We start from the raw sequence: 24,209 nt of genomic DNA, 5'->3' as shown, positions 1-24,209 counted from the left end.
CTTGTAGCATCAGAGTGTATACTTAACTCACCCTAGCATGATTCTCTGTAGCTTCAGATTTGCAACCGCTTACTATAGCGCCCATTTAGAGTCTCAACACTTCATTGTGGAGATCCAGCGCTTAATTGCAGTCTGTACAACTAAATCGCCGGATGTGCCTCTAAATCTATGTTTAGCTGTATTTCGTGCAATTAAACTACCTCTATACCTGAATTTTCGCCCATCCGGGCAAGTTTAGTTGTACAGACTACAGTTAGGAGGGAAAAGCCTTCCGTTTCAGCGTTTTTAGTTGCACGGAATACACTTATCCCTGTTTTTTCGCTACGAACGCAGCTTCAAATCTTGCCCCATTTATGGAAGGGCAGATACTGGGCAGATACTGGTGACGAGCTACTCCCGCCCAGATACACAAACGGCCCCGCAAATCGCGGGACCGCCTGATTATAGTGCAGGGTTAATTCGACACCGGGACGGCGTCATAATATTCTTCGAGTGTAATCCCTCTTTCGGCGATGGAAGCGGCAATCTCCTTGCCTACATACCGGACATGCCAAGGCTCGTACTTGTACCCGGTAATGGCCTCCTTGCCCTCAAGGAACCGGATAATATAGCCGTATTCAGCGGCATGGGCGGCAAGCCACTCTGCTTCCTTCGTCCCTGCAAAGCAGCTCTCGGCCGCACACTTGCCGTCTCTGCCGGACAGGTCAATGGCCAGCCCCGTCTGATGCTCGCTGTGACCGGGCATCGCGCTGTAGGTCTGGGCTTTCTCCTCGCCGTCTCTGGCGACATAGTTATCGTACAGCCTTCTCTGGGTCGATTCGGAACGGTAGCCGGATACACCGGCCAGATAGACCCCGTCCGCCTTCGCCCCCGCGAACATCTCCTCCAGCGCCGCAGCCGCTTCACGCCGCAGCATCCGCTTCTCAATCTTCTCCGAGAAGATAAAAGGTACGTCCGGGTAGACCAGATCGGCAGGCTTATACTGATCAGGCAGGCTGTACTGCTTATTGACCATGACCGTTATGCTCTCCGGCTCGGCTACCACCATCTGCGCATCATTGTTCCCGGAGCTTCCAGGAGCCGGCCGATCCGTAGGCACTGCCGAAGCTTCTGGCGCTGCATCCGGCCCCTCAGCTCCCAGATCTGCACCTGTGTTTATATTGGTTCCGTTCTCCGGGGAAGCGGAAGGGGACGTATACTTCCCGATTCCCCAGCCGACCGCAATGACGGCGATGAGTAGAATGACAATTTTGGCGGTTTTGGACATGCTGTGTAATCCTCCTAAACGTTGTGTACCCTCGCACTTCTGAATCCGGCAGAATCCGCAGGATCAAAAGCGCAGGTTACATTCTATATCTCTCTATTATATTTGTACCCGAATGTTACGGCAGTATCTATATAGACAGGCCTAATATCCAAAAGGTTTCAGTAAATAAATATTACCATAGAGTCAGTTGGCTGTGACGCCAACGGCCCTATGGTAACAAGGATTAGCTATGCATGTAAAGCACCTTTATCTGGAGGAGCCGCGTCCGCCGCGTGAACCGCCGCCGGAGCCGCCGCTGCTGCGTCCGCCTGAGCTGAAGCCGCCTTTGCCGCCCTTAGAGCCGCCGCGTGAGCCGCCTTTGGGAGCGGAGGCGTTATAGCCGCCCGCATCGTTGCTGCGCGCTACATGCGCCCGGAATTTCGGGCTCGACTTCGCGCCGCCGGGATTATACCCGGCCCCGGAGCCGGCACCCTTCGAAGCGCCGTAGCTGAAGCCCCCGGCTTCTGCGCCCCGGGATACGTTGGTGCTGTAGCCGCTGCTCGGCCCGCCCTGGGCGGCGTTGCCTCTGGCGGCCCCGCCCCGCGCAGCGCCGCCCTTGCCGCCGCGCCCGGTGGCGGCACCCGCACCTGCACCCGCAGCATAGCCGCTGGCTGTTGCGCTGTCACCGCCGCTGGCGAAGGCACCGTAGCCGCCGCCAGGTCTCGGCTTCTTCGCCGCGCCTTGCCCGGCGGAGTCGCCCTTCGGCGCCGCAGCCGCGCTGTACGCGCTGCGCTTGCCGCCTCCGGCCGCGTCCTTCCGGCTGCGGCCGCCGCCTTCCGCAGGCGCGCCCCAGCCGCCTGCGTCTCTGCCGCCGCGTCCGCGCCCGCCCGGACGCCCAGCGGCTTCGCCGCGCGGCGCACCGCCGCTGCGGCCCTGCCCGCGGCCGCCACGGCCGGCGCGCGCCGCTTCAGGCGCCGCGCTCTGCCGCCCGCGCGGCGAGCCGCCGCCTTGCACCGAGGTGAATTCGCCTACGCCGAATTCATCCTTCTCGTACCGGCGGCGGTCCAGCCGCTGGGAGATGCCGTGCTCGATCAGTTCGAGCCCGGCGCGCTCACGCGGCGAAGCGAACGTGATCGCGAGGCCCTTGCCTCCGGCGCGGCCGGTGCGGCCGATCCGGTGAATATAGCTGTCCGCATCCAGCGGAAGATCATAGTTGAAGATATGGGTGACCCCTTCAACGTCCAGGCCGCGTGCCGCCACATCCGTAGCCACCAGCAATTGGAGCTTGGCGTCACGGAACCGCTTCATGACGGCTTCGCGCTTGCCCTGTGACAGATCGCCGTGCAGCTCGTCACAGTCATACCCGGCCGCCTGCAGCGCCTCGTTCAGCTTGATGGCCCGGCGCTTCGTCCGGCAGAAGATGATCGCCAGGTAAGGACGGTCGCGCTCGATCAGGGAGATCAGCGCCTCCTCCTTGTTGCGGTCCGAGCATTCCACCACCTGCTGGCGGATATTGTCCAGAGGGATCGGCGAGCCGCTCTTGATAATGACATCCAGCGGCTCCTTCATATAGTTAGCTGCCAGCCGTTTGATCGGGTCCGGCATCGTCGCGGAGAACAGCATCGTCTGGCGGCGGTAAGGCACAGCCGTAATGATCGTCTCCACATCCTCCAGGAAGCCCATATGCAGCATCTGGTCCGCTTCATCCAGCACCAGCATCTTCACGCCGCTAAGGTCCAGGGTCTCCCGGCGGAGGTGATCCAGCAGCCGTCCCGGCGTACCGATGATCAGATGTCTGCCGCCTTCCAGCTTACGAAGCTGCTTCTCCACATCCTGACCGCCGTAGACCGCCAGAATCTTCACGCCCGTATGACGGGCCAGCTTGCGTGCCTCTTCGGTAATCTGCAGCGCCAGCTCACGCGTCGGAGCCAGAATCAGCGCCTGCGGATAAGCGGCCTCAACCCGGATCTTGTCCATAATCGGCAGCAGAAAAGCCAGCGTCTTCCCCGTTCCCGTCTTCGCACGTGCGATCACATCCAGACCCTGCACCAGCGGCGGAATCGCCTCTTCCTGCACCGGCGTCGGCTTCACGATGCCCTGCCCCTTGAGCAGATCCATCAGCACTTCAGATACTCCTAAATCTTTAAAACCCGGCAATTGCTCCACCTCACTAATTTTCTAAATTTTCAGTTCATCATGTCAGTCCATAACTTATATTCATCCATGTAACGGAGTAATGTACGCAAGGTAAGCAGAGGGCATATCACCCTCAGGCCCTGTATAAGGACGGTACCGTTTCACATTCTTATCGTATCAAATAAAAGCGGAAGCACCCCGTCACCGGAGCCCTTCCGTCCCATGGGCCCGCAAGGCAGCGGTCGAACGTTCGGTTATACGGCGCAGCAGCGATCCACCGGACGTTCAGACGGCACTCCATTTGCGTTCCATTACACTTTAATTGTGGCAAGTTATCTTAATATTGTACTTGATTTTGCAACCTTTGTGTGCATTCGGCGAAGAATAATTATTTATCCGGCCCTCCCGGCTAGAATCTGCCCGATTTGAAGATGGAGAACAGCAGCCACAGAATCATCAGCAGTGCGATGACCGAGCCGATCTCCACAATCGGGAAGTCCCAGAGCAGCGACGGCTCGCCGCGCAGGGAGGAGGCAACAATCAGTCCGGCCATGATGATGCTGAAGGCCAGCAGCACGATACTGAAGGAGAGGCGGTTGCCGATCCGGCTGAACTTATGCTCCAGGTCCTGCAGCTCGGGGACCCCGATCTCCACCTTCAGCTTCCCCTTGCTGATCAGCGAGGAGAGCTGCCGGGCCTGAGCGGGAAGCTCGACCAGACTCTCGGCAAGATCAGCTACCCCGCCCAGCAGCTTGCGCTGCAGGCGGCTTCCGCTGAAGCGCTGCTTGATCAGCCGCCTGCCGAACGGCTCGGCCATCTGCATAATGCTGAAGGCCGGGTCCAGGCTGGCGACCATGCCCTCCAGGGTCAGCATCGTCTTGCCCAGCAGCGCCAGATCCGGCGGAATGACCAGCCGGTGCTTGCGGGCAATGCTGAACAGATCATTCAGCGCCTTGCCGATGCTGACCTGCTTGAACGGGATATCATAATACTGCTCGCGCAGTCGGTCCATATCCTCGTGCAGTGCCATCCGGTCGGCCTCCTCCGGGATCACTCCCAGGCGCAGAATGGCCCGTACCATCGAGTCCGTATTCTTGCGCATGAGTGCAATCACCAGCGCGGACAGACCGTCCTTCATCTCCTCGCTAAGCCGTCCGACCATCCCGAAATCGATCAGGGCCAGCTTCCCGTCCTCCAGCACCATGACATTCCCGGGATGCGGGTCGGCATGAAAGAAGCCATGAATAAAAATCTGGTTCAGCATCATCTCCACAAACTGCTGGGCGATGGTCTTAAGCTTCACGCCCGAGCCCAGCAGTTCGTCCTTGCGGTTCAGCGTAATTCCTTCCATGTATTCCATGGTCAGAATCCTGGTGGAGCTGAAGTCCCAATAGATGGCCGGTATATATACGTTATCTTGAGCAGACAGCTGCCCGGCTATGCGCTCGGCATTGCGCCCTTCCTGGGCATAATCCAGCTCCGCCAGCAGCGCCCGGGAGAATTCCTCAACCATCCGGGCTAATCCGTATTGCCTGGCCCAGTCCATCTTGCGCTCGGCGAGCAGGCTCAGATCCGATAGAATCTCAAGATCCCTGCTCATCGTCCGCATGACGCCTGGACGTTGTATTTTGACCGCTACACTCTGCCCGCCATGCAGCACAGCCCGGTGCACCTGACCGATGGAGGCGGCAGCGAGCGGATTATTCTCAAAGTATTGGAAGACCGCATCGATATTCTGGTCCAGCTCCTGCTCCAGAATATTGCGGGCTGTCTCGGCTGAGAACGGCGGCACATGGTCCTGCAGCTTGACCAGCTCCTGAATAATCGCATCAGGCAGCAGATCGGAGCGCGTGCTGGCAAGCTGGCCCAATTTGACGAAGGTTGGCCCCAGCTCCTCCAGCACCCTGCGGACCCGTTCACCGAGGGTCACACTTTCATGAACCTCCTGTGTGATGATCCTGCGGGGAAGTGACAGAAGATGGTAAAGGCCCAGTTCCTCCACCATATAGCCGAAGCCATGACGCATAAGCGCCATGGCGATTGCCCGGTAACGTCCGGCATGCCTTATGCGGACAGCCATTTATTCCGTACGCTGTTCCGGCACGGTGGTCTCCTGGGGTGACTTGCCTTCAAGCTCGGCAACACGGCCCTCAAGCTGGGCAATGCGCGACTCCAGCCTGGTGATATCCTCCTGCACAGGTACCTTAAGCTCCTTCAGCACCCGCTGAACCTGCTCCTGCACGGCAGACTTGAACACACCCCGTTCTTCATCTCCGCGCTCGACCAGCCGTTCGACCAGCGCCTTGGATTCCGACGGGGCCAGCTCGCCCCGCTTCACCAGCTCGTCTACGACCTTCTCAACCTTCTCCTTGCTGACAATGGTGAGGCCTACGCCTAATGAGATAGCTTTCTTCAACAGATCACTCATGGTACTTCCCTCCCAAAGATTGCAGTTATGGATAAAGTATACCCCTTCGCCCGCCATTTCACAAAACAACCCCACAAAAGTGGGGCTTAGCTTCGATATGGCCGATTATTTGCTGATTATCTGGGGATACGCGCCGCCCAGGTGGCTGCACGCAGAATCAGCTGACGGACCGCCGGATGCCGGAACGACGGCTCATGATGGCCGGGCATCAGATAGACCACCCGTCCCAGGCCATAGCTGTGGCACCAGGCCGCAGGCAGCATCTCCCCGTCCGCTTCGTATTCGAGCAGAATCTGCTTCTCGGTGAACGGATCGAACTCGAACCGGTACGGCTCTTCATCGAGCTGGAAGTCTTCGATGCCTTCGGTAATATCATGCTCCTGCACCTTGAACTGAAGCGGAGTATAGGCCGGATGGCCGGTGAATCTGGCACCGATCAGCTGGGCCAGCTCATAACGCTTCGCCAGGGATACCCCGGTGTGCAGAACAATCAGACCGCCGCCTCCGCTGACATAGCTCAGCAGACCTGCCGTTTGCTGCGGAGATACGGTTTCATTCCACAATTCATTATATGCGATGCACAGATCATATCCGGACAAATGCTCGCTTAGCATCAGCTTCTTGTTCTCCGAGCATTGTACCGTCAGAAGCTCATGCAGAATTTCACTGACCTGCTTGTCCACACCTTGCAACGGGTGAAACCGGGGGTGTGTGTAATCGCCTAACAACAGGCATTTTCTCTTGTCCATAGGTCTCCTCCTCCATATCTCTCTGTATTTGTAGCAGTAACTGTTAATTGAACAGCCGGCTGCTACCGGTTAGCTGCAATATAGCGGCCCAGGGTAACGAACATGCTGCCCATCCGCTCGTGCTCCGGCATGACAATCCGCTTCACGCCTTCTTCCTTCAGGGCCTCCGAGGTCATACGGCCGACAGATACCGCCAGCACCCTCTCTTCAAAAGCCTGCACCAACGCCGCAAGCTGCCCCTGCTCCCGCGCATGCTGTGCCAGGAAGCGGAATTGCGGCGCACTTGTGAACGCCACTGCATCCACCTGTCCTTCGGTGATCTCTGTGAGCAGCAGCTCCAGCGCTCCAGGCTCCGGCTGAGTATACCGGTAAGGCTGCACACAGCTTACGGCTGCGCCCGCCTGCTCCAGCCAGCCGGTCAGCTGCGGGGCAGTCTCCCCATGCAGCTGAAGCATGACCCGCTTGCCCTGCAGATCATAGTCCTGCAGGCCGCGAATCAGTCCGGCAGAGCTGCCGTCATCGTCACGCACAACCGGCTCAAGTCCGCGCTTCTTCAGGGCATTCACTGTCTTATAACCACGGGCAGCAACAGGTGAGCCAGAGAGAACCTCCAGGAAGCGGTCCGCAAGCGCCAGCTTCGCAGCCGTCTCGAACAATGCGTCCAACCCCATACCGGTAGTCAGAATAGCCAGATCCGGCGGCTGCTCTGTCCAGGCAATCAGCCCCTCACGCAGGGCGGCATCATCCAGAAAGGTTGTCCCTTGAGCGGGACGGTGCAGCGCGGTTCCTCCCATATTCTCTACCAGCTTGGCCATGTCTTCCGCTTTACGCGGACCGGCCAGGGCTACGGTAATGCCCTTTAATTGCTCTGCCATGAACGCTTCTCCCCTTCATCACCCCGTATTGTTGCTTACCAGTATACTTGCAAAGTGAGGTAAAAGAAAAGACCAGACCGCATATTCGGCCTCATGAATTCTGCTGTTCCCCAGGGAGACTCTCCCCCGGCTTGACCGCTTCCGGCGCGGCAGGAGCCTGGTTTCCCGGGTACAGCTTGAAGCGTCCGACCAGCTGCTGCAATTCATCGGCTTGTCGGCTCAGGTCGGCTGAGGAAGAGGCGATCTCTTCCACCGAGGCAAGCTGCTGCTGGGCTGCTGCCGAGATCGTCTCGGTGCTGCCTGCCGCAGCCTCGGTAATGCCGCGGATCTCGCTAATAGCCTGATCCAGACTATCTGCTTCTGCAGTCAGGGTCTGAACGCCTTCGTTCATTCCGCCTATAGTCTCCGCGGCCCCCTTAATCGCCCTGCGGATACGCGAGAACGAACGTCCTGTTGTATCCACAGCCATAATGCCGTCCATCACCTTGGTCTTCGCATCCTCCATGCTTGCCGTAGCCCGGAGCATCTCTGAATGGATAGAGGCAACCTGCTCGGAGATCAGGCTTGCCGACTTTCCGGATTCTTCCGCCAGCTTGCGGACCTCCGAGGCTACCACAGCGAACCCGCGACCCTGTTCACCGGCTCTGGCCGCTTCTATGGACGCATTCAGCGCCAGCAGGTTCGTCTGCCGCGAGATTCCCGAGATCACGCCGGTAATCCCCTGGATCTGCCCGACCCGCTCACTCAGCTGATCGATGACAGTACCCATTTCCTCCACGGTCTCATGAATACCGTTGATTTTGTCGACTACGCTGATGACCGAATCATTGCCCTCCGAAGCCGACAGCGAGGTCTTGTCCATCATTACCGACACCTGCTTCATGAACTCCGAGATATGGGCTACCTCGGTTGTGGTGGCAGCCGTGCTTGCCATTCCTTTATGTACACTGTTTACCTGCTGCTGCGTGCCGGCTGCCACCTCCTGGATGGCCACTGTAACATGCTCTATAGCTTTGGTCGTCTGCTCTGCCCCTGCGCTCAGCTGCTCAGCGGAGAAAGAGACATTATCCGTCATGGTCTGCACCCCGATAATCATCTGCCGCAGATTTTCCACCATCAGGCGGAAATTTCCGGCCAGCAGGCCGATCTCATCCCCCCGGAATTCCCCGATATCCTGCGACAGGTCACCGCCGGCAATCCGCTCGGTTGCCTTGCGCAGGCGGATCAGCGGCTTCAGAATCGACGCAATGTTGAAATAGATCAGCACCAGCGCCAGCAGCACGGATACAGAGATGACCAGCCAGACCGTCTCACGGATGCCGCTGGTTGCCTGCGTAATCTCATTCAAGCTGATCGTGCCTCCGATTCGCCAGCCCGTCAGCTCATTCACCATGAAGGTCATCTTCTTGGGTGCATCCTTATATACATAATCGAAGCTTCCGCTCTCACTCCCGAACATCTGCTTCACGAACTCAAGCGAGGATTCCGCGCCAATCGCTTCTGTGGGATGAACCAGGAACTTCTTGCTGCTGTCGATAATCAGAATATAGCCCTCCTGACCGACCTTGATATCCGTCATACCGGCAAGCGAGGACAGATTCAGATCAAGACTGACAACACCGTTGCCATCCGCGAGCACCGCCGATACCGCAATGGCGCTCTCTCCATTCACTGTCTGAAATACCGGGGAGATTACAGTGCCGTTGCCATGCTTAAGCGCGTTGATATAGGTATTCTCCTTGCGCGGATCATAGCCTTCCGGCAGCTCCAGCTCTGCCGCACGGATGCTCTTGCCTTTGCTGGTTCCGGCATAAATATCAAGCACATCGGGATGCAGCGCGGCATACTCCCGCAATCTGTTCTCCAGTGCAGGCGCCGCCAGTCCGGCCGCCTCGTTATTAATGGAATCTGCCGGAAGCTGTCCGGCGAAATAGAGAATATCATCTATTTTCGACTGGATATTAGAACTTATGATCTCATTCACTGCAATTACGCTTTCCTGGGCATTATTGGTAAGCTGCTTCTCAACGTTGCTGCTGGCTGATTGATAGGTTAACCAGCCTATAATGATGCTCGGTGCCAGCAGGACAAGCAGATAGGTAATAATCAGCTTCGTACGGATGTTCAGACGCACCTTTTTATTCATATGATGGACTCACTCTCTCTTTCCTTATAGGTCTTAAGAAGGATTATTTCCCGGATCCTATATATAATTAAATACCAGCCCCCGAATCCCTCTTTTTTCTGGAAACTTATGATTATTTCCCTATGTTTATTGATAATTTTTATATCAGCACAGCAAAAAGACCGTTTCCATGAAAACGGTCTTTTGTTATATTCCGTTACTAAGCGAGCCAGCATACCTCATACAAACGTCCTAGTTCTGGCGTGAATTTCTGCTCTGGCAGACCGGGCAGATGCCTCCGAATACCACATGCGTATGAGTGATTGAATAGCCTGTATCCGCCGCCACCGAGTCACTCCACTCCTGCGGGACCTGGCTCATCACTTCATCCACGGCACCGCAGATTTCACAGACAATATGCTGGTGGTCGTCCAGTCGCGCATCATACCGGCTGGCCGCCTCGCCCAGCTTCAGCTCGCGGATCATCTGCTTATCTGTAAGGTAGCGCAGGGAATTGTAGACCGTTCCATAAGCGAGGTTATGCCCCTGCTCAACCAGCCGGTTCATGACTTCCGCAGCGGTAGGGTGATCATGGGAATTGCGGACGATATCATACACGGCTTGACGCTGAGAGGTCAGGTTCAGGGTTCTCATCTTTTATCATCCTCTAATTTGTTTTTAGATCAAGTATAAGTCCTGATGCCGGAAGCGTCAATCCTGCGGCCCTATTTGATCATGCCCGAGTATTTAACGTCCACTTTGGCATTCACGCGGAAGTCGAGACGGGGATATAGACTCTCCCATACCCTCATTTCCGTGTCGTTATTCCAGTGCCTCGCCCCGTAATGCAGCCCCCAGCCCAGCGGGTCCATGCCGCTGTCCCGGATCTTGACCAGCAGCGCCTTAACCGCAGCGCTCAGCTCTGCTGCACCGGCCTCTCCAATCTTTGTCAGCATATGGTGGGTAATCATCTCCTCCGTACTGTTCTCCTCCAGGATCGCACGAATCTTAATAGTATAGCGGATGTAAGGCTCACCCTCCCGGGGAACAACAATCTTATAGCCGGAGGAGGAGCTCTCGGTGTAGTATTCATACATTCCGCTGCCTATATGGGCGGGGAAGTTCGTCCGCAGATTGGAGCGGGACAGCAGATTGAGCAGCCTGGTCTCATCAGGTGAGAGGACGAGCCGGATTTTATTTTTATCCAGCAGAGCGATCTTGTTAATCAGGAACTGTTCCTTCCCCTGCGCTTCAATGACCGGCAGTATGGGGTCAATGCCATTCTCATAAATACTTCTCATAAGCTGATAGGAGTACACGCTTGAGATAAAAGGCGACTCTGTTCCCTGCCCGCTCATAGCCAGGATCAGCGAGTTCGACGGAATGCGCTCGGCGGGCGGCTTAACCCTCAGCACCTCCAGGGCCCCGGGCCTTCCTATGGAGAAGTTAAGAATAAGCTGGATATCTCTGCGCCGTACGGCCCAGTCCGTCACATGCCGGATATCATTGGCTGCAACCCCCTCACCCAGAATGACTGATTTGCAGTGGACATAGTCCAGCTCCTTCTCCACCTTGGACTTCATTCTCCGCAGTGCTTCAGAGATACTATCCGATTCTTCGGTCAGGATCTGCATCTTCTCGTCAATCTTCGTCACATCCCCCTGGGGAATCGCCAGCTTGAGACTTACCTTGAATGTCCCTTCCCGCTGGCCGGGGTCAATCCCGATGGCGACCACGAAGATTCGCCGGTCGATATCTTTGAAATTGCAGCCTGTAACCGCCATACACAGCAGAAGCACCATTATAAGAATACCGGCGATTCGTCCTCTCATGCTCTACGCCTCCTTATAAACCAGTAGCACCAGAATAACAGTATGATCAGCAGGAGCTCCCCGTACCAGCGGAGGTGCAGCAGGAACACCCCCAGCATATTAAGGTTGTATTGATCCATACGCATAAGAAGAAACGCACCGGCTGCAAAAAGGGTAAGGATGGCTATCTCCTGTCCCAGCTTTTTCTTCGGCGCCCTGGCGGTGGACGGAAGCAGACTGAGCAGCAGCTCCTTGCCGACATGCCACTGGATAATGGCGCTGACCAGCGACAGGGTAATATAGGCGAAATAGAAGATGTACAACATGCGCTCGATCAGAAATGCTTCAATGCGGATGCTGTCCGCCGTCGTGAACCAGGTATATACATGCCGCTCGATGCCGACCGTTCCCTGATACCCTATAGGCACAAAAAAAGTCAGGGCCAGCACCAGCAGACCCTCCAGACTCAAGATCCATAGATGCTTCAGCTTCAAGCCATGAAAGACCCGGTTGAAGATCGCCAGATTGATATACCCGCTGAAGGTAAAGGTGGCCGCTGACAGGCTGTTCATATCCGGGGCATGCAGGGAATGGGTCATAATCTGCAGTACAGCATCCCAGCTAAAGTCCGGGTTCACCACCGCCTTGACTGTCGTATACAGGATTAAAGGCAGGGTAATCCCGAGTGTAACCTCCAGCCCGTAGAGCAGGGACAGCGAATCAATTCTGGAGCAGAGGCAGACGACGGCCAGGAAGCCGATCAACACCGCGTAAGGCCCGGTATCCGGGCTGATGAACCGTAGGGTAATGTCCACAAAGGACAGCATAATCAGCGCCCCGGCCATATACCAGAGAAATGCATAAATGAAGATCAGCGGGGAGGCCAGCAGCTTGGGCAAGGCAGCTCCAAAGATTTCCGGCAGCCCCTGCCCGGGAAATTTATTGATGACTTTGGTGAACAAGTAGATAAACAGCGTCCCCGTCACCACCGCAATCAGAATGGAGGACTGCGCACCTTCGAAGCGGGCATCAATCAGCTCCCGCGGGGCGAAATTAATGATATTGATCAGGGAATTCATCAGAAACAGACAATAAAAATAACGGCTTTTTGCCATCATTGCCCACCGCTTTTCTTCCGGAGGGTTGTTCCCAGGGAATCCAGGAAAAACAGTTTGAAATACGGCTGGCCGAAGCTGCGCTGGCTGCATAAATACATCGTGAAGCCGACCAGACAGACAACCACCCCGACAAGCCCCAGCACGGCCGCTGCGATCACAAAGAAATACTTCAGCACACGGATGGAGAAGCTCATCATATTCAGCGGAACCAGGAAATTGGATATCGCTACTACGGAGACGAGAATAATCATAATGTTGCCGATCAGCCCCGCCGCTGTAGCAGCTTGCCCCAGGATCAGACCGCCGACCGTGGTCGCTGTAGGACCGATGGCTCTGGGCAGACGCAAGCTGGCCTCCGTCAGGAACTCCATCATGATCATCATCAGAATCACCTCGACAAAAGAAGGGTAAGGCACCGTAGCGCGGCTTCCCCCGATCAGCAGGGCGATCTGCACCCGCACAATCTCCGGATTGTATGAGGTGAAGGCAATGTACAAGGCCGGCAGCCATAACGTCATGGCCACGCCCAGAATGCGCAGCAGCTTCAGGAAGCGGCCGACGAAGGGCAGATGGATTTTGTCATCCATGGCAGTGAAGAAATCATTGAATATCGACGGAAGCACAATCGCATACCCGGTCGTATCCAGCAGGATCGCCACCTTGCCCTCTGCCAGATTGAATACCACCCGGTCGGGGCGCTCGGTTACTATGGTCTTGGGAAAAATGCGCAGCTTGTCGCTGCTGATATATTTCTCCAGTTCACCGGCGGCCTGCAGAATGTCGAGCTTCAGCGAGTCCAGCTTCTCTTTTAACTCGGCCAGAACCTGGGGATTCACCCGGTCCTCATCATAGAGAATAGCCACCTTCGTCTTGGATACATTGCCGATGACGGTGAATTCCGTCTTCAGTGCCGAGGATTGGTAACGCCGCCGGACCATATTCAGATTCACCGCCAGGCTCTCCCCCAGCGCATCGGAAGGCCCTTGGCTGATGCTCTCTGTGATTGTCTCCTTAATACTGCTGGTCTCCGTCTTGAGAACATCGAAGAAGCAGAGCTTCCCCTCCCTGCCGATGCAGGCATACCCGCTGAGCAGAAGCTCCAGAGCACGCTGCCCGTCTGTCACCTCTTCACTGCCGGGGTAATCGGCCACATAGCTGTAGTAGGCTGCGGGATGGCCCATCTCGTAGAACGGAGCAATAATATTGCGGCTGATGGCCTGTCCGTCTGTCACACTTTTGATATAGAGCAGGCTGACCTGTCCCGCCGGAATCGTCAAGACCTTGTCTTCAAGATCGCCGAACCCGTTTAGCTGACCTCTGATCCAGTCGAGCGAGGCTGCCTGCTTATGCTGTTGTCCCGACATAGGTCCGTCCCTGCCCCTCTCCGCCCGCTGCCCGGTGAATTTCTTCTTAGGTTGGCACTTTCTGGCGGTTTTCATGCACCTGCCGGGGGAGCGGGGCGTTTCTTTTCACGGAAGAGTGGTAATAAATGAAATGGATCATCACTTAGGAGGGACTAGACTATGAGCACACAGGAACCCCGTTCGCAAGGTCTTCCGCAATTTCCGGAATCGTTATGGATAGGCAGTACAGGTCTGCCGTCTTTTCCGGTGCTTGCGGAAGATCATGTCACAGACGTAGCTATTGTAGGGGCAGGAATTACCGGGATTACTACCGCTTATCTGCTGTCCAAGGCCGGATATAAGGTCACCCTGCTTGAAGCCGGACAGATTCTCGGCGGGACTACCGGCTATACCAGCGCCAAAATCTCCGCCCAGCACGGCATGATCTATAATGATCTGCTGAAGCATTTCGGCGAGGAGCAGGCCCGGATGTATTATCAGTCGAACAGCGAGGCCATGGAGTGGATGATTGCCACAGCGGAGGAGCTGGACCTGTCCTGCGGGATGAAGCGGGAAGCGGCCTACCTGTATGCGGATCAAGGTGACGAGAAGACGCTGAAGGCGCTGAATAAGGAATTCGAGGCTTATGGCAAGCTGGGACTGCCCGGAGAGTGGCTGGATCAGGTGCCCCTGCCGCTGGGCGCGGGCGGGGCCATCCGGATGCCGGATCAGGCCCGTTTTCACCCGCTGGAGTACCTAAAGGGACTGCTGCAGGCGGTTCTGGACAGGGGCGGCACTGTATTTGAGCACACGATGATCGGAGAGAAGGTCGATACGGACGGACAGATAACCCTGCATACCGAGGGAGAGAAGCTCCAGATCCGCTGCCGCCATGCCGTGTCGGCTTCCCACTTCCCCTTCTATGACGGCGGGTCTCTCTACTTCTCGCGGCTGCATGCGGAACGCTCCTACTGTCTGGCGTTCGAGCCGGAGACGGATTATGAGGGCGGCATGTATCTGAGTGCCGGTGAACCTACCCGTTCGCTGCGGGCAGTGGAATGGGGAGACCGAAAGCTGGTCATCGCCGGCGGGGAGAACCACAAGACGGGTCAAGGCATTTGTACGTTCGGCCATTATGAGAATCTGGAGCGGTTCGCCGGGGAGCTGCTGGGCATCCGCAGTATTCCGTTCCGCTGGTCCACCCAGGATCTGCTCACACTGGACCGGGTTCCTTACATCGGCAAGCGCGCCGGGGACGAGGAAATCTATATCGCCACTGGCTTCGGGAAATGGGGCATGACGAACGGAACCGTGGCTGCCCGCCTGATCGCAGACGGCATTCTGGGAAGCAGTAACCCCTACACCGGGTTATATGATCCCTCACGCTTCAAGGCGGTGCCCGCGATCAAGAACTTCATCGTGCAGAACTTCTCGGTCGCCAAGGAGCTGGTGGCCGGCAAAGTGGAGATTGTACACACCAAGACGAAGGATCTGGAGCCGGATCAGGGTGCAGTCGTCTTCCATGACGGCAAACGCGTAGGTGCCTACCGCGACCCTGAGGGCCAATTGCATCTCGTTGACAGAACCTGCACTCATCTGGGCTGTGAATGCGAGTGGAATGACGCCGAGCGCTCCTGGGATTGCCCGTGTCACGGCTCCCGCTTCTCCTACGAAGGCGATGTGCTTGAAGGTCCGGCGACCGTGCCGCTTAAGACGATCACGCCGGAAGGCTAAAGCGGGATGACCGGGCGCTGCGGGACATTAGCGGCACAAGTGGTACCGGGGGACTGGCGGCCTGCACTGCCGGAGCTGCGGCTCCGGCGTGATTGTGCCCGGCCGCTCAGGTATAATAGACAGTATCTTCTAGAATTACCCATCATTCTATATATAAGGAGCGTGACGACAGGTTATGGATTTGAGAGGAACCAGTATTGTCATTACAGGTGCAGGCAAGGGAATCGGCAAGGCGCTCGCTATGGCGCTGGCTAAGGAAGGCGCCAACCTGGGGCTGATCTCCAGAACCTCGGCGGATCTGGAGGCGCTGAAGGCGGCGCTGACCGAGGTGTACGACATCAAGGTCAGTATCGCCGTAGCCGATATTGCAGTACGTGAAGAAGCAGAGCGGGCGGTAGTAGCGCTGCAGAAGGACCTCGGCCCCTTCGACGCGCTTATTAACAACGCCGGGATCGCCCAGTTCGGCACGTTCCTGGAGATGGACCCGGCAGACTGGGAACGGCATATGCAGATTAACCTGTTCGGCGCCTATTATGTGACCCGTGCAGCACTGCCTGCGATGATCGAGCGTTCAAGCGGCAATATCATCAACATCTCCTCCACCGCAGGGGAACGCGGCTTCGCCACAGGCTCGGCCTACTGTGCTTCCAAGTTTGCTCTTATGGGCATGACGGAGTCACTGGCGATGGAGGTACGCAAGCATAATATCCGTGTCGTGGCGCTGACCCCAAGCACAGTGAATACAGGCCTCGCTACCGGCGCGGGTCTTAAGATCGGGGACGAGGACCGGATGATGCAGCCGGAGGACGTTGCCGAGCTGACGCTCGCTGCGCTTAAGCTGCCTGACCGTGTCTTCCTGAAGACGGCAGGCATCTGGACCACCAATCCGCAATAATGGAGGCGGAAATTACGCAAAGCTCTACAAGGAGGACTTGGCATGCTGGTAGTTACTAATACGATTAAGATCAAGGAAGGGCATGGTGAAGCGCTGGCCTCACGGTTCAGCGCAGATAACGGGGTGCAGAGCATCCCCGGCTTCATCCGCATGGAGGTGTGGCGCGGCGCTCCCAAGGAAGGCGTAGAGGAGCTGAAGATCAGCACCGTCTGGGAGAATGAGGAAGCGCTGAACGGCTGGACCTCAAGCCCCGCCTTCCGCGACTCGCACCGCGGTGCCGGCCGGAACGAAGCCATTGTCGGCTCCTCGCTCGACAAGTACGAGCTGGTGCACAGCCGCACTCCGGACGTTCAGGCTGAATAGCTCCGATCAAAAGAAGCGCTTCTCCCTTTAATAGAGATTTGCTGGCAAAAGCAAAAAAATCGCTCCTTTCGGGATGGTTGATGGATCTTCCATTTACCTGAAAGGGCGATTTCTTTGTTGTTTTTTCAGAAAATTGCTGAACTAACCACTTCTTACCGCTGTGTATCCGAAGCAGAGGCTTCGCTTATCTCCTGATGCTTGCCGGGCCAGAAGGCCAGACGGCCGAAGAGAACAGTGATAGCCGGGACCAGGAACGGACGGACCACGAAGGTATCCAGCAGGACACCGATCGCAGTGATGATGCCGAACTGGACCAGTACCTGAATCGGAAGACTTGCCAGAACGGCGAATGTACCGGCCAGGATAAGTCCGGCGGAGGTAATGACCGAGCCGGTCTCATTCACACCTTCTGCAATCGCCTGCTTCAGCGGCATATGCTTACGCTTTTTCCAGATATTCGAGATCATGAAGATGTTGTAATCCTCCCCGAGCGCTACCAGGAAGACGAAGGAATATAGCGGAATGGACCCTTGAATCGCATCTGCTCCAAGCACATAATGAATGATGATCCAGCCCAGGCCCAGTGCCGAGAAGAACGATAGAATTACTGTCCCCACCAGATATACTGTGGCTACGACAGATCTGAGATAGACCAGCAGCAGCACCGTAATCAGGCCGATAACAACCGGGATGATCAGATCGGTGTCACGTTCCCCAAGCTCCTTGGTATCGTGCTGGGTAGCGGTCTGGCCGCTAATCCATACCTTATCCTGCGCGTTCTCAATCCCTGATTCCGTCAGGGCCGACTCAACCGTAGCCTGAAGTGCCGGGATGTGGTCCATCGCCTCAATCGAATACGGATTGTCCTTGAACTCAATATCATAGGCGGTAATCTTCGGGTTAACGGCCCCTTGCTGCGGGTCTGAGACCACATCCACGTAGGACAGGCTGCTCAGCACCGATTTCAGGTCTTCTCCGCCGGATAACCCTTCCGTATCGACCATCAGCTTGGCGGGTGCCAGCTCACCGGGGGAGAATTGCTTGCCGATCAGGTCGAAGCCTTCCCGCGACTCCATAGTCTTCGGGAACGACGACAGAATATCATAGGTGAACTTAATTCCGCTGGAGAATGAGGCCAGCACTCCCAGAAGTATTACAGTAATTCCGACAATGGCCCACGGGCGGGATACCACCAGGTACCCGATTCCCTTACGGCGGGCAGGCTGCGGCTGCGGGACCGGTCTGCCCTTGGCCTTGGCCCGCTCTGCTTCCATCTGCGGCGTGCGCGGCACGAACGGGAAGAAGGAGGTCCGTCCGAAGATCGCCAGCAAGGCCGGAACCAGGGTCAGACTGGCTACCCCCATAATCAGAATCGAGACGCTGAACGGCACTGCAAACCGGTGGTACGCGCCGTATTTGGCCAGCAGCAGAGCGAAGAGGGCCAGTACCACGGTGAAGCCGCTCATCGCAATCGCCCCGGAGGAGTGGGAAATGGCGCTCAGCAGTGCGCGCCCCTTATTCTCCTCCACCTTCAGCATCTGACGGAAGCGCGAGATCAGGAACAGGCAATAGTCTGTCCCTGCCCCGAAGAGCAGCACCGTCATTATCGAGACTGCCTGCGAATCCACTGTAATCCAGCCTTCCCTGGCCATCAGGCCAAGCACCGGGCTGGTTACGCCATAAGCGAAGCCTACAGCGACCAGCGGAATCAGCGCCAGAATCGGCGAACGGTAGATCAGCAGCAGGAAGACCAGCACCAGAATGACGGTGGCAATCAGCAGCGACACATCGGCATTCTTGAACAGCCCTGTAGCATCTACCGAGATTCCGACCGGGCCGGATACGCGCAGGCTCAAGTCTCCGCTGTCCGGCTTGGCGGCAGACGGGTCAGTCCCCGTCTCCGTCCGCACCAGCTCCTTCAGGCTCTTCAGCGACTCTCCCAGCTGGTCGCTGTCCGCCGTCTTGTCGAACAGCACCGGGGTAACGAGCGTGCTCCGGTCCTCCGACAAGGACGCCTGCAGCGCCTGCGGCGGCAGCTTGCCCAGCGGCGGAACGAAGTTCTGATGCATAAGAGGCTGCTGCTCCAGCTTGCTGTATACTGCTGTTATATGTACGAGATCCTCCTCCGGGATGCCTCCGTCACGATGCCAGACGAGCAGTGCCGGCACTCCGCTTCCGGCCGGAAATTCTCTCTCGGCAACGACCGATGCCCGCACCGATTGTGAATCCTCAGGCAGATTGGAGGCATTGTTAGCAACCTGTGAATTCACTGAAGGCCATAGCATCGTAAGCACCCCGACCAGTGCAACCCACACCAGCAGAGTAATCCATTTGGTCTTGCTCCCTGCTACCCATTTTCCGTAGCCCGACATACCTTTCATCCTCTCTCCTATCCGTCCGCCCAAAAAATGAGCCGCGGGTCATTTTGATATCCTTATCATATATACCCCGAAAATTTTAAGCAAATCTTTTTTCTGAAATGTTGAAAAACTAGAGTGATCACTGCCGCTGTGCCCCTGGAATTCCTGAACTTATGCCGTGGACGCAGGGGGGTCCCGGACTCTTTTTCTAGTATAATCTGGAAAATACTATATAATACACAGGCGTCTAAAGACTATGACTTGAACCTGCACACGGAAATCTTGCAGTTATTGCAACTTTCGCTTACAGATAACCTGATATTTGGAGGATTGCTGCACGAAATGCAGGAATTTTCATTGGCAGCCTATGGATGGAGGAGGAATGCTGCCTTCTGTACAACAATTTAAGATTAAGGCCAATTGGACGCGGGGAAAGTTGTATTTTATGCAGGAAAAGGCTGGGCTTTTGGATGAGTTGCAAAAAAGCGTTCATACAGAGAATGTCCGAAGACGCTCTGCATGAACGCTAGGTGATGCCTGGCTGTGACCTACAGCCGGTTATATTCAGGTAACTATTCCATTCAGATCAGAGATCAGCCTGCATCCGGCAGGTCATCCCCGGAGAACTGGCTGTTATAGAGATCGGCATAGAAGCCGCCCGCTTCCAGCAGTTCCACATGGGTGCCCTTCTCAATGACGCTGCCCTGGTTCATCACCAGGATCAGATCGGCATCCTTGATGGTGGACAGGCGGTGGGCGATCACGAAGCTGGTTCTGCCGTGCATCAGCGTGTTCATCGCCTTCTGGATCTGCACCTCTGTCCGCGTATCTACGCTGCTGGTTGCTTCATCCAGAATAAGGATGGACGGATCGGCCAGAATCGCCCGGGCGATGGTCAGCAGCTGCTTTTGACCCTGGGAGATGTTCGAGGCCTCTTCATTCAGAATCGTGTCATACCCGAGCGGCAGCGTACGGATGAAGTGATCGGCATGCGCAGCCTTGGCTGCCCGCACCACATCAGCCTCCGAAGCCCCTTCCCGGCCGTAAGCGATATTATCGCGGATGGTCCCGTTGAACAGCCAGGTATCCTGAAGCACCATACCGAATTTGCTACGCAGCTCGCTGCGCTTCATATCGGTGATATTCACACCGTCGATCACAATCTCCCCGCCGCTGATCTCATAGAAGCGCATGAGCAGGTTGATCAGCGTGGTTTTGCCGGCCCCGGTTGGCCCTACAATCGCAATGGTCTGTCCCGGACTGACCTCGATGTTCATGTCTTCAATCAGGAGTTCACCCGGCTTGTATCCGAACTGCACGTGACGGAATTCCACAGAGCCCTCTTCTGCAGCTGCTGAACGTTTCGCCAGTGTAGCCGCCACTTCAGGGACTTCCTCTTCCTCATCCAGCAGTTCAAATACACGTTCTGCCGAAGCGATGGTGGACTGAATGATGTTGGCAATATTGGCAGTCTGCGTAATCGGCATGGTGAACTGGCGCGAATACTGGATGAATGCCTGGATGTCACCGACGTCGATCGCTTTTTTGGTCACGAAGATCCCGCCGACCACACAGACCAGCACATACCCCAGGTTCCCGATGAACATCATCAGCGGCATAATAATCCCGGAGATGAACTGGGAGCGCCAGCCGGAGTTATACAGCTCCTCATTGATGGCATTGAAGTCCTTCAGGGAATTCTTCTCCCGTCCAAAAGCCTTGATGATCCGGTGCCCGGTATACATCTCCTCCACATGACCATTCAGCTGGCCCAGCGATTTCTGCTGTCCGACGAAATAGGTCTGGGAGCGCTTGGTGATCAGCATAATCACCACGAAGCTCAGCGGCAGCGTTACGATCGTAATCAGGGTCAGCCACGGGCTGATCGTCAGCATCATCACAATAACCCCGACAATCGTCACAATGGAGGTGATCAGCTGGGTCAAGCTCTGCTGCAGAGTGGTGCTGATGTTGTCCACATCATTGGTCGCCCGGCTGAGCGTCTCCCCGTGGGTCCGGGAATCAAAGTATTTCAGCGGCAGCCGCTCCAGCTTGCTGTTGATCTGCTCGCGCATATCGTAGACAACCTTCTGCGCCACACCGGCCATGACATACTGCTGGATATAACTGAACAGCGCGCTGAACAGATACAGGCCTGCCAGCAGGATCAGAATATCATTCACATAGCCAAAATCAATCTCAGCCCCGGGCACGCCCATCATCTTGCCATAAGCGCCTTCGAACAGCTTGGTCGTTGCCTTACCCATCACCTTAGGGCTGAAAATACTGAATACGGTACTGGCAATCGCCGTTACGAATACGATAATCAGCTGTACCTGGCGCGGGCGCAAATACCGGACCAGGCGGCGCAGGGTGCCCTTGAAATCCTTCGCCTTCTCGGGAGGCATACCCATGCCGGGTCCGCCCGGGCCGGGGCCGAATCCGCCGTGTCTGCGGGCGGGCGGCTTCATTGCTTTGTTCTGCTCACTCATGCTATTTCCTCCTCTGACAGCTGCGAGGATACAATCTCGCGGTACACCTCATTGTTGTCCAGCAGCTCGCGGTGCGTACCCATACCGACAATTTGACCTTCATCCAGTACGATAATCCGGTCTGCATCCATTACCGTGCTTACCCGCTGTGCGACGATAAGGACCGTAGATTCCGTAGTCTCCTCCTTGAGCGCGGCACGCAGCTTGGCATCGGTCTTGAAGTCCAGCGCGGAGAAGCTGTCATCGAACAGATATACCTCCGGCTTGCGGACGAGGGCACGGGCTATCGACAGACGCTGCTTCTGGCCGCCGGAGACGTTACCGCCCCCCTGGGAGATGCTTGAATCGAAGCCTTCCTTCATCGCCGTGACAAAGTCATAGGCCTGTGCCACCTTGGCGGCATGAAGAATCTCCTCCTCGGTTGCATCCTCTTTGCCGTACCGGATATTCTCGTTGATGGTACCGGTGAACAGCACGGCTTTTTGCGGAATATAACCAATCTTGCTCCGCAATTCCTCCTGCGTCATCTGGCGCACATCCACACCGTCCACACTTACCGTACCTTCTATGGCATCATAGAATCTCGGAATCATGTTCAGCAGCGTGGACTTGCCTGACCCGGTTCCGCCGATAATGGCGGTAATCTCACCGGGGCGCGCACTGAAGGTAATTCCCGACAAGGCTGCCTGCTCTGCACCCGGATAAGCGAAGGATACATTGTCGAACTCCACATACCCGTGCAATCCGTCACGGCCGTCCTCCTGTGTAGCTGTAGCCGTAGTCTTCAGTTCTGCAGAGGTAGGGTCCTTAATCTCTGGCTGCATATCCAGCACTTCATTAATGCGCAGCGCTGAGGCAGAAGCTCTTGGAATCAGCACGAACATCATCGACACCATGATCAGCGAGAACATAATCTGCATCGCATACTGAATGAATGCCATCAGGGAGCCAACCTTCAGATCCCCGTCGCCAATGCGGATTCCGCCGTAATACAGAATGGCAATCATCGAGAAGTTCATGACGATCATCATCAGCGGCATCAGGCCCGCCATCACCTTATTGACTTTGATTGCAGTATCTGTAAGATCTGCGTTGGCCGCACTGAACCGTCTGTTCTCATGCTCAATCCGGTTGAAGGAGCGGATGACGCGGATACCGGTCAGATGCTCGCGCAGCACCAGATTTAATTTGTCCAGCTTGATCTGGATCGCCTTGAACAGCGGCAGACCCTTCATTCCGATGAAAAATATCGCTCCGACCAGCAGCGGAATCACCACTACAAAGATCAGCGAGAGCTTGGCGTCCTCCGACACCGCCATAATAATCCCGCCGATCATCATCATCGGAGCACCGACCATCATGCGGAGCATCATAGTCAGTACCGTCTGAACCTGTGTAATATCATTAGTGGTACGTGTAATCAATGAGGCCGTGCCCAGCTTGTCGAATTCATGAAGCGTAAAGTTCTCCACATGATTGAACACCCGTGAACGGGTATTCTTTCCGAAGCCTGCCGCCACTCTGGCTGACAGATAGCTGGCAATAATAGAGCATAGCACACCTCCGGCCGCCACCAGCAGCATGAAGCCGCCAATTCTCCAGATATACGGCTGGTCACCCTCCACAATCCCTTTGTCGATAATGTTACTCATCAAGGTGGGAAGATACAGATCGCCCATGGACTGCAGGAATACCAGAATCAGTACCCCTGCGATAGCCAAGCGGAAGGGCTTCAGTTGTTTCATTAATTTAATCATGCTTCTCATCTCCGTTCATTTGTAACCGGTCTAGATTAGGCGGAGGATTATCCTCCATAAAGGCATAGACTTTCAGCAGCAGTTCCGCCAGTTGATCAGATTCTTCCTCACCTAAGTACTCCACCATCTTGTTCAGTGTGGCGTCCATATGGTCCCTGGCCCTGCGGGTAATAATTTTCCCCTGTTCGGTCAACTTGATGCGCACTACCCTCCGGTCAGACGGATCAGCCTGCCGTTCTACCATCTGCTTGGCTTCAAGACTGTTAATCAGCTGGGTTACTGTTGGCGGAGTCAGTCCCAGGAAGCGGCTGATCTCCGACACCTTAAGCCCCAGATCTGAAGCATGCGACGCCCGTGCAATACATATCAATAAAGTCATCTCACTTGGCTTATGCCCCTCCACCGAGTGATGCCAATGCCCTTTGCGCAGCTTCCGGAGTGCAGAGAAAAGCTTGTGTCCGACTGAGTTTTCACCTTCGCGATTTATCCCAATGCTTCCACCTCCATTTTTAGTTAGGTCTACAAATAATTAAACTCTATATTAATTAGGCTACCTAATTATATTTTCGTGCTCGCACTTTGTCAATTCTTGAATGCGCTCTTAATATTTACAGAATGGAGAACATCATTCGGCAGAGTCTTGTAACTTTTTTCACATTATCACGCGCAAACGCTCCCGCGACACAAAGGGCCGGGGAGTCTCTCTTAGCTATACAATTAACTGCTCTAATCCGCTTTAGAATTCCACTCCGTGTTCAACAGCAGTTAGCCCTCTTG

At 55.9% G+C, this 24,209-nt stretch carries 18 protein-coding genes; 3 read left to right on the top strand and 15 right to left on the bottom strand.

The genetic code is table 11. The features are described 5' to 3' along the window. Nucleotides 1-454: 454 nt before the first annotated feature. The 11 genes from MKY96_RS31070 to MKY96_RS31020 form a co-directional block, all read right to left on the bottom strand. A complete protein-coding gene (locus MKY96_RS31070; protein WP_340946468.1) occupies nucleotides 455-1,267 on the bottom strand; it encodes a M15 family metallopeptidase in 813 nt (270 codons plus the stop codon). 246 nt (nucleotides 1,268-1,513) lie between these two features. After that, nucleotides 1,514-3,364 carry a DEAD/DEAH box helicase gene (locus MKY96_RS31065; protein ID WP_340946820.1) on the bottom strand — a complete coding sequence of 617 codons (1,851 nt, stop codon included), beginning with the start codon at nucleotides 3,362-3,364 and terminating at the stop codon, nucleotides 1,514-1,516. A 427-nt stretch (nucleotides 3,365-3,791) separates the two neighbouring features. Beyond that, on the bottom strand, nucleotides 3,792-5,462 hold the full coding sequence (locus MKY96_RS31060; protein ID WP_076080907.1) for an ABC1 kinase family protein: 1,671 nt from the start codon (nucleotides 5,460-5,462) through the stop codon (nucleotides 3,792-3,794). After that, nucleotides 5,463-5,810 carry a phasin family protein gene (locus MKY96_RS31055; protein WP_036728281.1) on the bottom strand — a complete coding sequence of 116 codons (348 nt, stop codon included), beginning with the start codon at nucleotides 5,808-5,810 and terminating at the stop codon, nucleotides 5,463-5,465. Between the two features lie 116 nt (nucleotides 5,811-5,926). Next, nucleotides 5,927-6,559: a ThuA domain-containing protein gene (locus MKY96_RS31050; protein WP_339251967.1), complete on the bottom strand. Its 633-nt coding sequence runs from the start codon at nucleotides 6,557-6,559 to the stop codon at nucleotides 5,927-5,929. A gap of 62 nt (nucleotides 6,560-6,621) precedes the next feature. Continuing rightward, on the bottom strand, nucleotides 6,622-7,434 hold the full coding sequence (locus MKY96_RS31045; RefSeq protein WP_340946466.1) for a uroporphyrinogen-III synthase: 813 nt from the start codon (nucleotides 7,432-7,434) through the stop codon (nucleotides 6,622-6,624). 91 nt (nucleotides 7,435-7,525) lie between these two features. After that, nucleotides 7,526-9,580: a methyl-accepting chemotaxis protein gene (locus MKY96_RS31040; RefSeq protein WP_340946464.1), complete on the bottom strand. Its 2,055-nt coding sequence runs from the start codon at nucleotides 9,578-9,580 to the stop codon at nucleotides 7,526-7,528. Nucleotides 9,581-9,811: 231 nt separating this feature from the next. Then, on the bottom strand, nucleotides 9,812-10,213 hold the full coding sequence (locus MKY96_RS31035) for a Fur family transcriptional regulator (RefSeq protein ID WP_340946463.1): 402 nt from the start codon (nucleotides 10,211-10,213) through the stop codon (nucleotides 9,812-9,814). 71 nt (nucleotides 10,214-10,284) lie between these two features. Beyond that, a complete protein-coding gene (locus tag MKY96_RS31030; protein ID WP_340946462.1) occupies nucleotides 10,285-11,391 on the bottom strand; it encodes a Ger(x)C family spore germination protein in 1,107 nt (368 codons plus the stop codon). Continuing rightward, nucleotides 11,388-12,488 (bottom strand): GerAB/ArcD/ProY family transporter, encoded by a 1,101-nt coding sequence (locus MKY96_RS31025; protein WP_340946460.1) that lies wholly within the window; start codon nucleotides 12,486-12,488, stop codon nucleotides 11,388-11,390. Before MKY96_RS31025 ends, MKY96_RS31030 begins: the two co-directional genes overlap by 4 nt. Then, nucleotides 12,485-13,852: a spore germination protein gene (locus tag MKY96_RS31020; protein WP_340946458.1), complete on the bottom strand. Its 1,368-nt coding sequence runs from the start codon at nucleotides 13,850-13,852 to the stop codon at nucleotides 12,485-12,487. The genes MKY96_RS31025 and MKY96_RS31020 overlap by 4 nt, the downstream gene beginning before the upstream one ends. 159 nt (nucleotides 13,853-14,011) lie before the next feature. On the opposite strand from MKY96_RS31020, the gene MKY96_RS31015 reads away from it, so the two are divergent. From MKY96_RS31015 to MKY96_RS31005, 3 genes are all read left to right on the top strand, one after another. Beyond that, nucleotides 14,012-15,565, top strand: coding sequence for an FAD-dependent oxidoreductase (locus MKY96_RS31015; RefSeq protein ID WP_340946456.1), 1,554 nt, complete (start codon nucleotides 14,012-14,014; stop codon nucleotides 15,563-15,565). 175 nt (nucleotides 15,566-15,740) lie between these two features. After that, on the top strand, nucleotides 15,741-16,460 hold the full coding sequence (locus MKY96_RS31010; protein ID WP_340946454.1) for a 3-ketoacyl-ACP reductase: 720 nt from the start codon (nucleotides 15,741-15,743) through the stop codon (nucleotides 16,458-16,460). Between the two features lie 42 nt (nucleotides 16,461-16,502). Continuing rightward, complete coding sequence (locus tag MKY96_RS31005; RefSeq protein ID WP_340946453.1) at nucleotides 16,503-16,823, top strand: antibiotic biosynthesis monooxygenase; 321 nt, start codon at nucleotides 16,503-16,505, stop codon at nucleotides 16,821-16,823. A 152-nt stretch (nucleotides 16,824-16,975) separates the two neighbouring features. Here MKY96_RS31005 and MKY96_RS31000 read toward each other — a convergent pair whose 3' ends face one another. The 4 genes from MKY96_RS31000 to MKY96_RS30985 all read right to left on the bottom strand — a co-directional run bounded on the left by MKY96_RS31000 (nucleotide 16,976) and on the right by MKY96_RS30985 (nucleotide 23,811). Beyond that, on the bottom strand, nucleotides 16,976-19,204 hold the full coding sequence (locus tag MKY96_RS31000; RefSeq protein ID WP_340946452.1) for an MMPL family transporter: 2,229 nt from the start codon (nucleotides 19,202-19,204) through the stop codon (nucleotides 16,976-16,978). A 572-nt stretch (nucleotides 19,205-19,776) separates the two neighbouring features. Then, a complete protein-coding gene (locus tag MKY96_RS30995) occupies nucleotides 19,777-21,675 on the bottom strand; it encodes an ABC transporter ATP-binding protein (RefSeq protein ID WP_340946450.1) in 1,899 nt (632 codons plus the stop codon). Continuing rightward, complete coding sequence (locus MKY96_RS30990; protein WP_340946448.1) at nucleotides 21,672-23,432, bottom strand: ABC transporter ATP-binding protein; 1,761 nt, start codon at nucleotides 23,430-23,432, stop codon at nucleotides 21,672-21,674. Before MKY96_RS30990 ends, MKY96_RS30995 begins: the two co-directional genes overlap by 4 nt. Then, nucleotides 23,425-23,811, bottom strand: a complete 387-nt coding sequence (locus MKY96_RS30985; protein ID WP_340946446.1) for a MarR family winged helix-turn-helix transcriptional regulator — start codon at nucleotides 23,809-23,811, stop codon at nucleotides 23,425-23,427. The genes MKY96_RS30990 and MKY96_RS30985 overlap by 8 nt, the downstream gene beginning before the upstream one ends. Nucleotides 23,812-24,209 lie beyond the last annotated feature (398 nt).

It is taken from the genome of Paenibacillus sp. FSL R7-0302 (assembly GCF_038006885.1).
GTDB lineage: Bacteria > Bacillota > Bacilli > Paenibacillales > Paenibacillaceae > Paenibacillus_AQ.
Note: the sequence above shows the minus strand (reverse complement) of the source record. Positions and strands in the feature narration are given on the sequence as shown.